Below are 13877 nucleotides of genomic sequence, written 5' to 3'. Positions count from 1 at the left end.
TCCCGAAACCCATCCAACTCCCTCGGAGGCAATGGATGTTGACGACACGAAGGCGTGCGGTGGCAACGGCGGCGGTGGCTCTGGCGGGCTCCCTGCTGCTGGCGTCCTGCGGCGGCTCGGACAGCGGTTCCTCGGACGGCAAGACGCTGAAGCTGTGGCACTACGAAGGGCCGGACAGCGCGATGGGCGTGGCCTGGAACGAGGCCATCAGGGAGTTCGAGGCGAAGCATCCCGGCGTCAAGGTGAAGTTCGAGGAGAAGGGCTTCGAGCAGATCCAGAAGACGGCCCCGATGGCCCTCAACTCGAACGACGCGCCCGACATCATGGAGTACAACAAGGGCAACGCGACGGCCGGGCTGCTCTCCAAGCAGGGGCTTCTCACCGATCTGACCGCCGAGGCGACCAAGCGCGGCTGGGACAAGAAGCTCAGCGCGGGTGTGCGCACCACCAGCCAGTACGACACCAACGGGGTCATGGGCTCGGGCAAGTGGTACGGCGTGCCCAACTACGCCGAGTACACGATGGTGTTCTACAACAAGGACCTCTTCAAGAAGTACGGCATCGCGGAGCCCACCACCCTCGACGAACTCACCGCCGCCATGGACACGTTCGTGTCGAAGGGCATCACCCCGCTGGCGAACGCGGGCGCCGAGTACATGGCGCAGCAGTACCTGTACCAGCTCGCCCTCTCCAAGGCCGACCGCTCGTGGGTCGACAAGTACGAGCTCTACAAGGGCAGCACGGACTTCCACGACGCCGCCTGGACGTACGCCGCCACGACCTTCGCCGACTGGGTGAAGAAGGGCTACATCAGCAAGAAGTCCACCTCGCTCAAGGCCGAGGACGCGGGCGTCTCCTTCATCCGGGGCAAGAGCCCGATCCTGTTCAGCGGCAGCTGGTGGTACGGGCGCTTCAAGACGGAGAACAAGTTCGACTGGGGCACCTTCCTCTGGCCGGGCAGCGACCTCACCCTCGGCTCCGGCGGCAACCTCTGGGTCGTCCCCAAGGGTGCCAGGAACAAGAACCTCGCCTACGACTTCATCGACATCACCATGTCGCGGAAGATCCAGAACCTGCTGGGCGACAAGGGCGGGGTCCCGGTGGCCGCCGACACCGCCGCCATCACCGACCCTCGGGCCAAGACCCTGATCGCCGACTTCAACACGCTCTCCGGCAAGGACGGTCTGGCCTTCTACCCGGACTGGCCGGTCGCCGGCTTCTACGACGTCCTCGTCTCCGAGACCCAGAAGCTGATCACGGGGAGCGAGGAACCGGACGCCTATCTGAGCGCGCTGCGGACGGCGTACGACAAGGGCGCGCCGAAGACATGACTGCCACCGCCGAACGGGGCGGCCAGGTGGTCCGGCGGCACCGCAGCCGTACGGGCCGCCCGCACCGCCCCCACACCTCCTACGCCCTCTTCCTGCTCCCCGGCGTCCTCGCCTTCCTCGCGGTGATCGTCGTCCCGTTCCTGATGAACACCGGCGTGAGCTTCACCGACTGGCAGGGCGTCGGCTCCCCGAAGTGGTCGGGGCTCGCCAACTACCGCGAGCTGTTGGACGACTCCGAGTTCTGGGCGTCCTTCCGGCACAGCCTCTTCATGGTCGTCGCCATGGCCGTCGTACCGACGGTCCTCGGGCTCGTGCTGGCCGCCGCCCTCTTCGACTTCGTCGGCAAGCACTTCGGTACGAAGATCGCCGCCGTCCTGCGTGCCTGCTTCTACCTCCCCCAGGTCCTGCCCATCGCCGTCGCCGGCATCGTCTGGAGCTGGATCCTCGCCCCCGACGACGGCTCCCTGAACGCACTGCTGAAGGCGGTGGGCCTCGGCTCGCTCCAGCGGGACTGGCTCGGCGACCCCGACCTCGCCCTCTACAGCGTCATGGGCGTGATGGTGTGGGTGCAGATCGGCTTCCCGCTGGTCGTCTTCATGGCGGGGCTGCGACGCGTCGACCCGCAGCTGTACGAGGCGGCGGAGCTGGACGGCGCGGGCTGGTGGCGCCGCTTCTGGCACATCACGCTGCCGCAGATCCGCCCGGAGGTCCACGTCGTCCTCCTCTGGTGCACGATCGCCGCGCTCAAGGTGTTCGGCGCGGTGTACGTCCTCACCAGGGGAGGTCCCGGCGGCGCGAGCGACGTGCCGTCCTACTTCTCCTTCACCACCTTCTTCGAGAAGACCCAGGTCGGCTACGGCGCCGCGATCTCCACCGTGCTGACCGTGCTCATCCTCGTACTCGCCCTGATCGGCCTGAAGCTCCAGACCCGCGCCGAGGACGCCGAGGAAGGACTCCGCGCATGACCGCCGTACGCCGTTATCCCGTCCTCGTGGCCCTGATCATCGCGGCCCTCTTCATGGTGCTGCCGTTCGGCATCGTCGCGGTCAACGCGGTCAAGTCCCCCGCCGAGTACGCGTCGCACGGGCCCCTCAGCCTGCCCCACGGCCTCTACCTCGGCGGCCTCAGGGACTTCTGGCAGCGCGTCGACTACGGCCAGAAGCTGGTCAACTCGGTCCTGATCTCCGGCTCGGTGGCGGTCGGCGCCGCCGTGCTGTCCGTCCTGAACGCGTACGCGATCGGCATCGGCCGGATCAAGGGCCGCACCTGGGTACTCGCCTTCTTCGTGCTGGCGAACATGCTGCCGCAGGAGGCGCTGGTCTACCCGGTCTACTACCTGAGCAAGCAGGCGGGCCTCTACGACACCCGGCTCAGCGTGATCATCGTGTTCAGCGTCGTCCAGGCGGCCTTCGGCACGTATCTCCTGTCCTCCGTCCTCGGGCAGTTCCCGCGCGAGATCATCGAGGCCGCCCGGATCGACGGGGCGGACAAGTGGCAGGTGCTGTGGCGGATCGTGCTCCCCGTCAGCCGCCCCACCATCGGCGTCCTCCTGGTCTTCTTCTTCATCTGGACCTGGAACGAGTTCCTGCTGCCGCTGGTCATGCTGATCTCCAACGACAACCAGACGGTGTCCGTGGCGCTCGGCGTCCTCCAGGGCCAGCGCCTGATGGACGCGACCATGACCAACGCGGCGGCCCTCCTGGGCGTGCTCCCCGCGATCGTCTTCTTCCTCGTCTTCCAGCGGACACTGACCCGCGGCATCGCCGTGGGCGCGGTCAAGTAAGGGGTGTGGGCTTGAAGTTCACCGACGGCTACTGGCTGCTGCGCGAAGGCGTCACCGCGGCCCACCCGGTCGAGGTCCTCGACGTGAGCGTGACCGACGGCACCTTGGAGATCCACGCGCCGACCCAGCCCATCCGCCACCGCGGCGACCTGCTGAAGGGACCGGTCGTGACGATCAGCCCGCACGCGCCGATGCCGGACGTCATCGGCGCGACGTTCACGCACTTCCAGGGCGAGGAACCGCGCGGCCCCCGCTTCGCACTCCACCGGAGTGTCCGGGGGTCCGGTGGACACCCCCCGGAAAAGCACAGCACCCCCACCGTGGAGCACGACGACGAGCACGCGACCCTCACCTCGGGCACCCTGTCCGTCCGGGTCGCCCGCACCACCCCCTGGCACGTCGACTTCCTCGCCCACGGCCGTGTCCTCACCACCAGCGGCCCCAAGGGCATGGGCATCATGCGGGACGCGGCCGGCGCCCACTGTCTGCGCGAGCAGCTGAACCTCGGGGTCGGCACCCAGGTCTACGGCCTCGGCGAGCGCTTCGGCCCGCTCGTCAAGAACGGCCATCCCTCGGCGCCCTGGGGGCTGGCCTCCGGGAAGCGGACCGCGCGGGCGCGGGCGGGGACCGGGTTCCTCACGGTGGAGCCGGCCTCATGGTGAAGATCACCGATGTGGCGCGGCACGCCGGGGTCTCCCCCAGCACCGTCTCCTACGCCCTCAGCGGCAAGCGCCCCATCTCCGAGGAGACCCGGCAGCGCATCGAGGCCAGCATCCGCGAGCTCGGCTACCGCCCGCACGCGGGGGCACGGGCGCTGGCCAGCAGCCGGTCCAAGGTCCTGGCGCTGGTGGTGCCGCTGCGGGCGGGCATCCACGTGCCGGTGGTGATGCAGTTCGCGGTGTCGGTGGTGACGGCGGCGCGGCAACACGATCACGACGTCCTGCTGCTGACGCAGGAGGAGGGCGAGGAGGGGCTGCGGCGGGTCGCGGACACCGCGCTCGTGGACGCCCTGATCGTGATGGACATCCAGCTGCACGACCCCAGGCTGCCGCTGCTGCGCGCCCTGGACCGCGCCTCCGTCCTCATCGGGTTCCCCGCCCGGCCCGCCGGGCTGACCTGCATCGACCTGGACTTCAAGGCGGCGGGCGAGCTGTGCGTCGAGCGGCTGGCGGGGCTCGGGCACCGGGTCGTGGCGCTGGTCGGATCGCCGCCCGAGGTGTACGTACGGGGGACGGCCTTCGCCCAGCGCGTGGTGGAGGGATTCACCGCCGCCGCCGACCGCAATGGCCTCGCGTCCTCCGTCCACCCCTGCGAGGCCTCGCCCGCCGCAGCCCGCCGGGTCGCCGAACAGCTCCTGCGCGAACAGCCGGCGCTCACCGGCGTCGTCGTGCACAACGAGCCGCTCCTGGAACCACTGATCGACGCCTTCGCGCAGCTCGGTCTGCGCGTTCCCGTCGACCTCTCCGTCACCGCGATCTGCCCGGACGAGCTCGCCGAGAACGTCCGCGTCCCCGTCACCTCCGTCCCCATCCCGTCCACCGAGGTGGGCGCGCGAGCGGTGGAGCTGCTGATGAAGAAGCTGGGCGGCACCGACGTACCCGAGGCCACGCTCCTCGCACCCCGGCTGACGGAACGCGCGAGCACCGCACCGCGCACGCTGACCTCCTGAGGAGCCGTGACGAGGCGGGTCAGCCGGCCTCGACCAGGTAATCCACGTCGGAGACGTGGTACTCGCCGTACCCGAACCGCTCGCCGATCGCCTCGTACCGGTCGTACTGCTCCTGCGTGAGCGGCACGAACAGCGTGTTCAGGACGCGGAGGAACAACCGGAACCCGAGGTCGGGATCGATCCGGGTGACCACGTGTTCCAGCGCGTCCATGACGTCCGTGACGGGAACAGGATGCCAGTGCGGGCTGATGATCCTGTCCGTCACCGCGGACGCCGTCTCCCGGACTTCCCGCAGCACCGTGTCGGCGAGTTCGGTGCGGGCGGGCGCCACAACAGGGGTGTACGCGGGAGCGGCCTCCCTCAGCCGCTCCCGGCACACGTCCGCGATCAGCCGAAGCCAGTCCCGCCCGTCGGTGCGCCCCGACCTGTCGGAGGCGCCGGCCCACAGGGCGGTGACCGCGGCGTCGGGCAGTGCGGACCGCAGCAGACGGAGCGCGTCCTCCAGGAGGACGGCCGCCGCGGAGCCCGGGGTCTGCCCGATGTCGTCGCCCTCGGCTGCCTTCCGGACCTCCTGCCGGTCTTCACGCCAGTCCTGATGTGCCTGCCCGGCGAGGTGGGAGAGCCCGAAGTCCCAGGTGGCGTCGCGGCGGGCGGTGTCGAGGGGCGGCCACGCGATGTCGAGACCGAAGTCAATGAGCGGAGCGGGGTGGCCGAACCTCTCACCGAGCGCTTGGAACCGGTCGTACCGCGCCTTCTCGATCCGCACGGAGTGCGCCTTCAGTACGCGCAGCAAGAGCCGGAAGCCGAGATCGGGATGAACGCGGGCGGCCACCTCTTCGAGGGCCGACAGGGTGTCGGGGGAAGGGAGGGAACCGGCCGACCGCTCGCGACAGGACCGTATCTCCGCGACGACGTCGTCACGTATCCCGTCGGCCGTCGGCGGCCGGGCGCCCCACCACGAAGAAGGTGCTGGGCGCCGCCCGGGGATTTTCCGGGGCGGGCGTGCGGCGCAGGTCTCGTCGACGCGCCGCAGCCAGTCGCGGGCGCTCATGCCGTACGCCGCGGGATCCCACACGCCCCCGGCGGCAGCTCGCCACACGGCCCGGATCGCCTCGTCCGTCAGCGGCGACTCGACCAACGCGCGCACGTCCTCGCGCAGATCGTCGGCGTACCCCCAACCGTCGTGGCTGGCGTCATAGCCGAGGATGCCGCGCTCATCCGCGCTGAGATGGTCGACGCTGTCCACGAGGCATTCGAGGTCGTACGCGTCGAGCTTCTCCGTGACGAGTCCGAGTGCCGCGCCGGTGTTCTCCGGAGCGGGTGAGAGGGCGAACGCCTCGGTCAGCCCACTGAGCCCGAAGTCCCTGTCGTAGTCCACGTAGTACGGCTCCTGCCTGCCCGTCACAGTCGTCCCCTCCGCCCTTTCGGGCCTCTCACGGCATATACGAACCGCATTTCACCCGTCGCGTTCAGCGGACTTTCACACCTCCTGGTCGCCTTGCCAGGTGACCGACGTCATGGCGGCCGGACCACCGTTCGCCAGACCTCTGTAGGTCACCTTCCGGGCAGGGCCGAGCTCGTGCGCGACGCGTCTCGCCAGTTCCCTCCCCTCGCGGAACTGCCGCTGCCACTCGTCGTCGTACTTGCCCTCCTCCCGGTCCCGCAGATACAGGTTCACCGTGGCGTCGATGCTCTTCGACCACGCGTACAGACCGGCCACCAGCTCCTCGGACAGATGGAGACTGCCGACGGGGCCGTCCGGAGCGAAGTCTCCGAACCCCTGCGCGCGGAGCGGATACCACGTGAACTCGCCTTCGACCACGATGTGGAGCGGGTGCGGGGGCTCGCCGTGCTCGTCGAGGGCCCAGTCCAGGCGTCCGCATCCCCAGCACACGAACTTCGCCCTGGCCTGCCCCTCGTCCCAGTAGCGCACCACCCATGCGCAGTCCAGGTGTCTCGCCACCGCCCGGGCGGCCTCCAGGCCCCGTTCGACGTACTCCCGCATGTGCCGGCGGGACGGGAAACCGTCCGACGGGCGGGACAACGACCAGGAGCGCAGCGCGTGCGCCAGATCCGCCGGGAGGGCCGGGCCGTCATCGTTCAGCGGGGTGTTACGGGTGAAGGCGCCGAGGTCCTCGTAGTCCCTGGGATCCTCCGGCTCGTACAACGGAGACGGCTCGCCCCGGGCGCGGACGAGAAGGTGCCGGGGTTCGTCGTGGATCACGATTGACGGGCCATTTGACGATGTACTCCGTTCAGTTGTCGGCCGGCGGTCGCGTCGTCACCAGCGGCGGTGGCTCCCGCTCGACCAGGAACTCGACGGAGTCCACCACGAACTCGCCGTAGAAGAGGGCCGATCCGATGCTCTCCATCCTCGTGTACTGCTCCGGAGACAATGACCGGTCAGAGGCGTCGTTGACCACGGTGCTGAGCAGCACCCGGAACGCCAGGTCCGGAGTGCAGTGGCGAGCGCAGTCGACGAGCGCCTCGCGCACCTCGGCGGCCAGGAACTGCGCCGTCTCGATCTCGGCGACGACGGCGTCCCGGCACGCCCAGCCGTCCTCCGTGTCGGCCCCGGTGAGCGGGTGTACGTCCGCCTTCCCGGCCAGCCTGGCATCGCACAGGCCGATGACCGTCCGCGTCCACTCCGCTCCCGAGGTCCCCACGAAGCTCGCCATGTACTGCGCTCCGGCCGTCCACAGCACCTCGAGCGTCTCCGAAGGGAGGTTGTCGAGGAGCGTCCGGGCGTCGCGGCGGACCGCCAGGGCCACCTCGTCGGCCTCTACTGCGAGGTGTTTCGCGACGACGTCGGCGGCCGTGGGCCCGTCGTAGGTCCAGTCCTGGTGGAAGAAACCCATCACCCACGAGGCACCGAAACCGAACTCGGTGAAGCGCCGGGGAATCCCTCGGTCCTTCCCTTTCGACACGGCTGCGGAAGCGTCGCGCAGGGCGATGCTTCTACCCGCCGTCCGCGCGAGCGACTTGGCACGTGCGACGAATATCTCCGCGTCGTCCATTCTGGAGACCACCTCCGGTGGATAGATCACGAAATCCACATGGCCGGGGAAATCGTCGCGCAGTGCGGTCAGAACGTTCGTCTGATCAGGTTCGGGAAGGTCACCGATGAACACGTGACCCGATGCGGCACCTGCGGTGACAGCACGCTGCGCGTGCTCGTCCGTCACATGCCGGAGAACGAAGGCGGCCACCTCGTCGAAGAGGGCGGCGGTGGCGAACCAGTCGAGGTCCTCTCCCGCCCCTCCGGAGGGGAACGACACGAGCTTTGTCATCGCTTCCTTGCCTTTGCAGCGAGCGGCAGGCGCCCCTGAGAGGGCCGACCACCGCGGGGGAGGTGGCCCGGGTGTGTACGCGGGGTCGGACTCGGCCGGGCGCGGCGATCACCACAGGCAGGGATGACCGGGACGGGAGGCGTACATGACGAAGGCCCCGCCGCCCGAAAGCGACGGGGCCTTTGCCCACATGGGATGTGGAGGTCTGGAAGGACCTCCTGATCGTGGAGATGGCGGGAATCGAACCCGCGTCCACCGGTGCGGAATCAGGGCTTCTCCGTGTGCAGTTCGCTGCGATTTTCTCGGCCCCGGTGATCACGCGAACAAGTCGCCGACGGGCCCAGTCACTGTTTGATTTCCCATCGAACCCCGTGACCGGGCTCGATGGTTTAGTTCCCTAGATTATGCCAGGGTCCGGGTCGGGAACACCCCCGGGCTGACACCCATTAAGGGTCCTTCACTCACTGCTTATTAGGCAGCGAGGGCGAAGGACTGGGAATCGCTCTTGGAATTGGCGATTATTGGTTGCGACATATGGTTAACGAGATCATTGTCGCTTCCTCGACACGCTTCCCCTGCTTCGACAGCCGCTGTCGAAACCGATCATCCCCATGTTGTTTTTTCAAGCCCCTCCGAAGAGGGTTGCGCACCCGCTGTGAGGTGCAGATCCCATCGTACGTGACCAACGCACGCCGATGCCACCGTATTCCCGGCGGACACCTGGGGGCTTCCCGACGGCTACTCGCCCCGCTGCTTCCGCTTCGCCGCCGCGATCGCACGGTCCGACTCCCGGCGGTCCTGCTTCTCGCGCAGGGTCTGCCGCTTGTCGTACTCCTTCTTACCGCGGGCGAGCGCGATCTCGGCCTTGGCCCGGCCGTCCTTGAAGTACAGGGCGAGGGGCACGATCGTGTGACCCGTCTCCTCCGACTTCGACGCCAGCTTGTCGATCTCCTCGCGGTGCAGGAGCAGCTTGCGCTTGCGGCGCACCGTGTGGTTGGTCCAGGTGCCCTGGCTGTACTCGGGAATGTGGGCGTTGTGCAGCCACGCCTCGTTCCCGTCGATCTGGACGAAGCCGTCGGTCAGCGAGGCGCGTCCCTGGCGCAGCGACTTCACCTCGGTGCCGGTGAGCACGAGTCCGGCCTCGTAGGTGTCGATGATCGCGTAGTCGTGCCGTGCCTTCTTGTTCTGCGCGACGATCTTGCGCTTGCCGTCCTTGGCCTTCGCGGCCCCTCCGCCCTGCTTGGGCTGGGACTCCTTCGGTACGTACATTCCCTTACTCATAGTGCTGACCATTTTCGCACTACAGGGGGGTCCGGAGGAAAGCCGATTACAAGAGCACCGAGCCGAGCCGAACCGGTGACTACGAAGGGTCGCCGAGACCGCTGAGTACGGTCTCCGCCCGCTCCAGGGCCTCCGCGTCCACCTCCAGGTCGGGGGTGATGCCCCGCCCGTCGACGGCGTGCCCGGCGGGGGTGCGGTAGTGGCCGACGGTCAGCTCGGCGACGGAGCCGTCGGGCAGCCGGCTCGGCATCTGGATCGAGCCCTTGCCGAAGGTCCTGGAGCCCACGACGACCGCACGGCCGCGATCCTGGAGGGCCCCGGTGAGCAGCTCGGCCGCGCTCATCGTGCCGCCGTCGACGAGCGCGACCAGGGGTCTGGTGGTGTCGCCGCCGGGATCGGCGTGCAGGGAGCGCTGCGCGCCGTTGACGTCATAGGTGGCGACGAGGCCGCCGTCGAGGAAGGCGGAGGCGGCGGTGACGGCCTCGGTGACCAGCCCGCCGGAGTTGCCTCGCAGGTCGAGGACCACCCCGGCATGCTCGGGGGTCTGCCCGACGGCGGTCCGGACGGCGTCCCCGACGCCCTTGGTGAAGGCGGCGACCTTGATCACGGTGACGTCGCCGGGAAGCTTGTGGACGGTCACGGAGTCCGTGGACAGCCTCGCCCGGCGCAGCGTCTCGCTCCACGCGCGTGTGCCGCGCTCCAGGCCGAGGGAGACCTTCGTACCGGCGGCGGCGTCGTCCGCGTCCCCGCGCAGTAACGAGACGACCTCGGTGACCGGCCGGCCGTCCACCTTCTCGCCGTCGACGCTGCGCAGCCGGTCGCCCGTGCGGATCCCGGCGGCGGCCGCGGGCGAGCCGCTCTGCACCTGGGTCACCTCGATACGGCCGTCACGCTCGCGCCGGGCCCACAGCCCCACGCCCGTGTACTGGCCGTCGAGGGCCTCCTCGAACTCCTCGTACTCGCCCTGGGAGTAGACGGCGCCCCAGCGGTCCCCGCTGCGGCTGACGGCCCGCTCGGCGGCCTCCATGGGGGACTTGCCGTCGGCCATCGCCTCGGCGGCGGCGTCGGTGACCGTCTCGCGGTGCGCCGCCGGGGTCGAACGCGCCGAAGGAGACGGGGATTTCCGGTCGGGATCACCGAAGGACCCGGTCGCGGCCCCCGCGACGAGGACACTCGCGAAAAGCAATGTCAGGGCGGCCCCGCGGCCTGCGCGGCGGGGCTGACAGAACAGGTCTCGGCCTGACATGGCGGTGAGTCTAGGACAACGCAAGGGGCCGTACCGCCGGTTGGCAGTACGGCCCCCTTGGCATGCGTCACACCTTCAGGTACTTGCGCAACGCGAAGAACGCCGCAAGCGCGGGCATCAGCAGACTCGTCGCGAGGATGAGCGGCAGCTTGGTGAGCACGGCGTCCCAGCCGATGAAGTTGATCAGATTCAGCTTCTGGGACAGTGCGAGGCCGTGATCGATGATGAAGTACCGCGCGACCAACAGGAATCCGCAGGCGACACCTCCGCCGATCAGTCCGGCGACCGCGGCTTCCATGATGAACGGCGCCTGGATGTAGAACCCGGAGGCGCCCACGAGCCGCATGATGCCGGTTTCCCTGCGTCGGCTGAACGCCGAGACGCGCACCGTGTTGACGATCAGCATCAGGGCGACGACGAGCATCATCGCCATCACCGCGCGCGCGGCCCAGTTCATGCCGTTGAGCAGGCCGAAGAGGTTGTCCAGGATGCCCTTCTGGTCCTGCACGGACTGCACGCCGTCACGGCCGTCGAAGGCGGTCGCGATGACCTGGTACTTCTGCGGGTCCTTCAGCTTGATGCGGTAGGACTCCTGCATCTGGTCCGGCGTGAGGGAGCTGGCCAGCGGGGAGTCGCCGAACTGCTCCTTGTAGTGCTTGTACGCCTGGTCCGCCGACTCGTACGAGACCTTCTCGACGACGTTCATCTTCTTGAGGTCGCTGAGGATCTGGTCCTTCTGCTCGGTGGTCACGGCCCCCTTGGCGCAGTTGGGGTCGGACTCCGCGTCACTCTTGTTGCAGAGGAAGATCGAGACGTTGACCTTGTCGTACCAGTAGCCCTTCATGGTGCTCACCTGGTCGCTCATCAGCAGCGAACCGCCGAACAGGGCGAGGGAGAGGGCGACCGAGACGACGACCGCGAAGGTCATCGTCAGATTGCGACGGAGACCGACACCGATCTCCGACAGAACGAACTGGGCGCGCATGGCGTCTGCTAAGCCTTTCCGTGGACCGTCGTCAGTGCTGGTAGCCGTAGACGCCGCGCGCCTGGTCGCGGACGAGGCGGCCCTGCTCCAGCTCGATGACGCGCTTGCGCATCTGGTCCACGATGTTCTGGTCGTGCGTCGCCATCAGCACAGTGGTGCCCGTCCGGTTGATGCGGTCGAGCAGCTTCATGATGCCGACGGAGGTCTGCGGGTCGAGGTTGCCGGTCGGTTCGTCCGCGATGAGGAGCTTGGGCCGGTTCACGAATGCTCTCGCGATGGCCACGCGCTGCTGCTCACCACCGGACAGCTCCCCGGGCATCCGGTCCTCCTTGCCGCCGAGCCCGACGAGGTCGAGCACCTGGGGCACGGACTTGCGGATCTCGCCGCGGGACTTGCCGATGACCTCCTGCGCGAAGGCGACGTTCTCGGAGACCGTCTTGTTCGGCAGCAGGCGGAAGTCCTGGAACACGGTTCCCAGCTGGCGGCGCATCTGCGGCACCTTCCAGTTGGAGAGGCGTGCGAGGTCCTTGCCCAGGACGTGCACCTGACCTTGGCTGGTCCGCTCCTCGCGGAGGATCAGCCGCAGAAAGGTGGACTTTCCGGAGCCGGAGGACCCCACGAGGAACACGAACTCACCACGCTCGACCTCCAGGGTGACATCCCTGAGAGCGGGGCGGGTCTGCTTGGGGTAGACCTTGGAGACACTGTCGAATCGGATCACGGATGCACCACGGGTCGCCGGGGGTAGGTGAGCGTGACCATACGCGAACCGGGTGCACGAGCGCAGTCGCCGGTCAGGGTTGCGCGGGGGTTGTGCGGGGCTTGTGCGTTTTTGTACAGGTCTTTTGCGGGGCCCTTTTGTACGGGCTTTTGTACGGGCCTTTGTACGGGCCTTCGTACGGACCCCTGGGTCGCGCCCCTCAGGGTGCGAGGAACAGCGCGATCACTCCCCGCCCACCCGGCCCACCCGCGGCCGCGGTCCTGACCCCGGCCGCCCCTGCGGAAGCGCCCGTTTCCCCGCCTAACCCGCCGAGCACAGGGCAGGATAAGGCGAGCCGCGCCGTTTCCCGCGGAACCTGGCACAGTGGAAGGGGAACGGTTGCGTTCCCCGCAGCGTTATGTAAGCGGCGGAGGACGGCGCAAGGAGGGCAAGCGCATGACGTACGACCGATTGGTGTGCGCGAACTGCGCGGCGCCCGTCAGCGAAGGCCGCTGCGCGGTCTGCCGCGCGAACCGGGAGCGGTTGCAGCAGGAGAGCCCCTTCGCGGGGCTGAACCCGATGGCGCTGATCGCGCTGCTCGCCGTGCTGATCGCGGCGGTGGCACTGCTGGCGCACCAGACGGTATGAGTCTCGTGAGAGCGGCGATGTGACCACAGTCACCATCTGGGACGGTCCCCATGACGGTCATCGTCCGAGGTGGTCACCATGGCGGTCGCCCTCCGAGGTGGTCACGCCGTGAAGCATCCTTGATGTGCCTGACGCGAGAGGGGCCCGGAGCACGCTGCTCCGGGCCCCTCTTGTGCTGCGCTCAGCTGCGTCAGGCAGCGGCGCCGCGGCCGTTCGCGAGGCGCGGCAGCAGACGGAAGCCGATACCGCCCGCGATCATCGTGGCGGCGCCGACCAGCAGGAACGCGGTCTCGCCGGCGCCCGTCTCGGCCAGCTGCCCCTTCTTGCCCTGGGCGGAGGTGTCGGACGAGGTGTTCGCGCCGGTGTCGGTCAGACCGGAGGAACCCTTGCCCTGCTCGACGGGCTTGGAGCCGCCGTCGGGGTTGCTGTCATTGCCACCGGTGCCGGTGCCGGAACCGTCCGTCGGGCTGTCCGTCGGGTCGGTGGGCTCGGTGGGGTTCTCGGTGGGGTCGGTGGGCTCGTCCGTCGGCGGCGTGGTGGGCGTGGCCGGGTCGGTCGGCGTGCTCGGGATGGTGGGCGTACCCGGGTCCGTCGGCGTGCCCGGGTCCGTCGTCGGGTCGGTCGGGGTGCTGGGCGGGTCGGTGGGAATACCCGTGACGGTCGGGGTGGCGCTCGGGTCTCCGTCGATCGTGACACCGACGTTGATGTCGAGCGCCGAGGCGGCACCCGCGGCAGTCAGCGAAGCACCGGCGGCGATCACCACACCGGCTGCTATGCGTGCCACGCGGATCCGCGTCTTCTTGGTCATTTGCTTGCTACCCCCAGTAGCTGATCGTCAATGGAGCAGCGCCCGGGGCCACGGCGTCACAGGTGGCTCGCTCAGCCCCCCGGTTCACATGCGCCCCGGAGATACGCATGCCACGCGTCACCATTCCCAGTTTTCA

13 protein-coding genes, 1 other RNA gene and 1 pseudogene are annotated in these 13877 nt (G+C 68.7%); 6 read left to right on the top strand and 9 right to left on the bottom strand.

What is annotated here, in order from left to right:
- Nucleotides 1–35: 35 nt before the first annotated feature.
- From ACIQTP_RS00315 to ACIQTP_RS00295, 5 genes and pseudogenes are all read left to right on the top strand, one after another.
- Nucleotides 36–1331 (top strand): extracellular solute-binding protein, encoded by a 1296-nt coding sequence (locus tag ACIQTP_RS00315; RefSeq protein WP_403394842.1) that lies wholly within the window; start codon nt 36–38, stop codon nt 1329–1331.
- On the top strand, nt 1328–2296 hold the full coding sequence (locus ACIQTP_RS00310) for a carbohydrate ABC transporter permease (protein ID WP_403394840.1): 969 nt from the start codon (nt 1328–1330) through the stop codon (nt 2294–2296). The genes ACIQTP_RS00315 and ACIQTP_RS00310 overlap by 4 nt, the downstream gene beginning before the upstream one ends.
- Nucleotides 2293–3114, top strand: coding sequence for a carbohydrate ABC transporter permease (locus ACIQTP_RS00305; RefSeq protein WP_403394838.1), 822 nt, complete (start codon nt 2293–2295; stop codon nt 3112–3114). The genes ACIQTP_RS00310 and ACIQTP_RS00305 overlap by 4 nt, the downstream gene beginning before the upstream one ends.
- 11 nt (nt 3115–3125) lie before the next feature.
- Nucleotides 3126–3684, top strand: a pseudogene (locus tag ACIQTP_RS00300) (alpha-xylosidase); the annotation flags it as partial.
- Between the two features lie 85 nt (nt 3685–3769).
- The gene (locus tag ACIQTP_RS00295; RefSeq protein WP_403394836.1) at nt 3770–4783 is read left to right on the top strand and encodes a LacI family DNA-binding transcriptional regulator; all 1014 of its coding nucleotides are present in this window, start codon (nt 3770–3772) and stop codon (nt 4781–4783) included.
- Between the two features lie 19 nt (nt 4784–4802).
- On the opposite strand, the gene ACIQTP_RS00290 is transcribed toward ACIQTP_RS00295, so the two are convergent.
- The 8 genes from ACIQTP_RS00290 to ftsE all read right to left on the bottom strand — a co-directional run bounded on the left by ACIQTP_RS00290 (nt 4803) and on the right by ftsE (nt 12306).
- Nucleotides 4803–6188: a hypothetical protein gene (locus tag ACIQTP_RS00290; RefSeq protein WP_403394834.1), complete on the bottom strand. Its 1386-nt coding sequence runs from the start codon at nt 6186–6188 to the stop codon at nt 4803–4805.
- A 75-nt stretch (nt 6189–6263) separates the two neighbouring features.
- A complete protein-coding gene (locus ACIQTP_RS00285) occupies nt 6264–7007 on the bottom strand; it encodes a hypothetical protein (RefSeq protein ID WP_403394832.1) in 744 nt (247 codons plus the stop codon).
- A gap of 31 nt (nt 7008–7038) precedes the next feature.
- Nucleotides 7039–8073 carry a contact-dependent growth inhibition system immunity protein gene (locus ACIQTP_RS00280; protein WP_403394830.1) on the bottom strand — a complete coding sequence of 345 codons (1035 nt, stop codon included), beginning with the start codon at nt 8071–8073 and terminating at the stop codon, nt 7039–7041.
- A 222-nt stretch (nt 8074–8295) separates the two neighbouring features.
- Nucleotides 8296–8684: a transfer-messenger RNA gene (ssrA, locus tag ACIQTP_RS00275) on the bottom strand.
- A 127-nt stretch (nt 8685–8811) separates the two neighbouring features.
- Complete coding sequence (smpB, locus tag ACIQTP_RS00270; protein ID WP_054229635.1) at nt 8812–9354, bottom strand: SsrA-binding protein SmpB; 543 nt, start codon at nt 9352–9354, stop codon at nt 8812–8814.
- 79 nt (nt 9355–9433) lie between these two features.
- The gene (locus tag ACIQTP_RS00265; RefSeq protein ID WP_403394827.1) at nt 9434–10600 is read right to left on the bottom strand and encodes a S41 family peptidase; all 1167 of its coding nucleotides are present in this window, start codon (nt 10598–10600) and stop codon (nt 9434–9436) included.
- A 67-nt stretch (nt 10601–10667) separates the two neighbouring features.
- Nucleotides 10668–11585, bottom strand: a complete 918-nt coding sequence (gene ftsX, locus ACIQTP_RS00260; RefSeq protein ID WP_402040856.1) for a permease-like cell division protein FtsX — start codon at nt 11583–11585, stop codon at nt 10668–10670.
- Nucleotides 11586–11616: 31 nt separating this feature from the next.
- Nucleotides 11617–12306, bottom strand: a complete 690-nt coding sequence (gene ftsE / locus ACIQTP_RS00255) for a cell division ATP-binding protein FtsE (RefSeq protein WP_067379910.1) — start codon at nt 12304–12306, stop codon at nt 11617–11619.
- Between the two features lie 435 nt (nt 12307–12741).
- Here ftsE and ACIQTP_RS00250 point away from each other — a divergent pair, with 435 nt between their 5' ends.
- Nucleotides 12742–12933 (top strand): hypothetical protein, encoded by a 192-nt coding sequence (locus ACIQTP_RS00250; protein ID WP_402040851.1) that lies wholly within the window; start codon nt 12742–12744, stop codon nt 12931–12933.
- 190 nt (nt 12934–13123) lie between these two features.
- On the opposite strand, the gene ACIQTP_RS00245 is transcribed toward ACIQTP_RS00250, so the two are convergent.
- Nucleotides 13124–13741, bottom strand: a complete 618-nt coding sequence (locus ACIQTP_RS00245; protein WP_403394825.1) for a hypothetical protein — start codon at nt 13739–13741, stop codon at nt 13124–13126.
- Nucleotides 13742–13877 lie beyond the last annotated feature (136 nt).

The sequence above is a fragment of the Streptomyces sp. NPDC090798 genome (genome assembly GCF_044768965.1).
In the GTDB taxonomy this organism is placed as follows: domain Bacteria; phylum Actinomycetota; class Actinomycetes; order Streptomycetales; family Streptomycetaceae; genus Streptomyces.
This window is presented reverse-complemented; position numbering and strand designations above follow the sequence as displayed.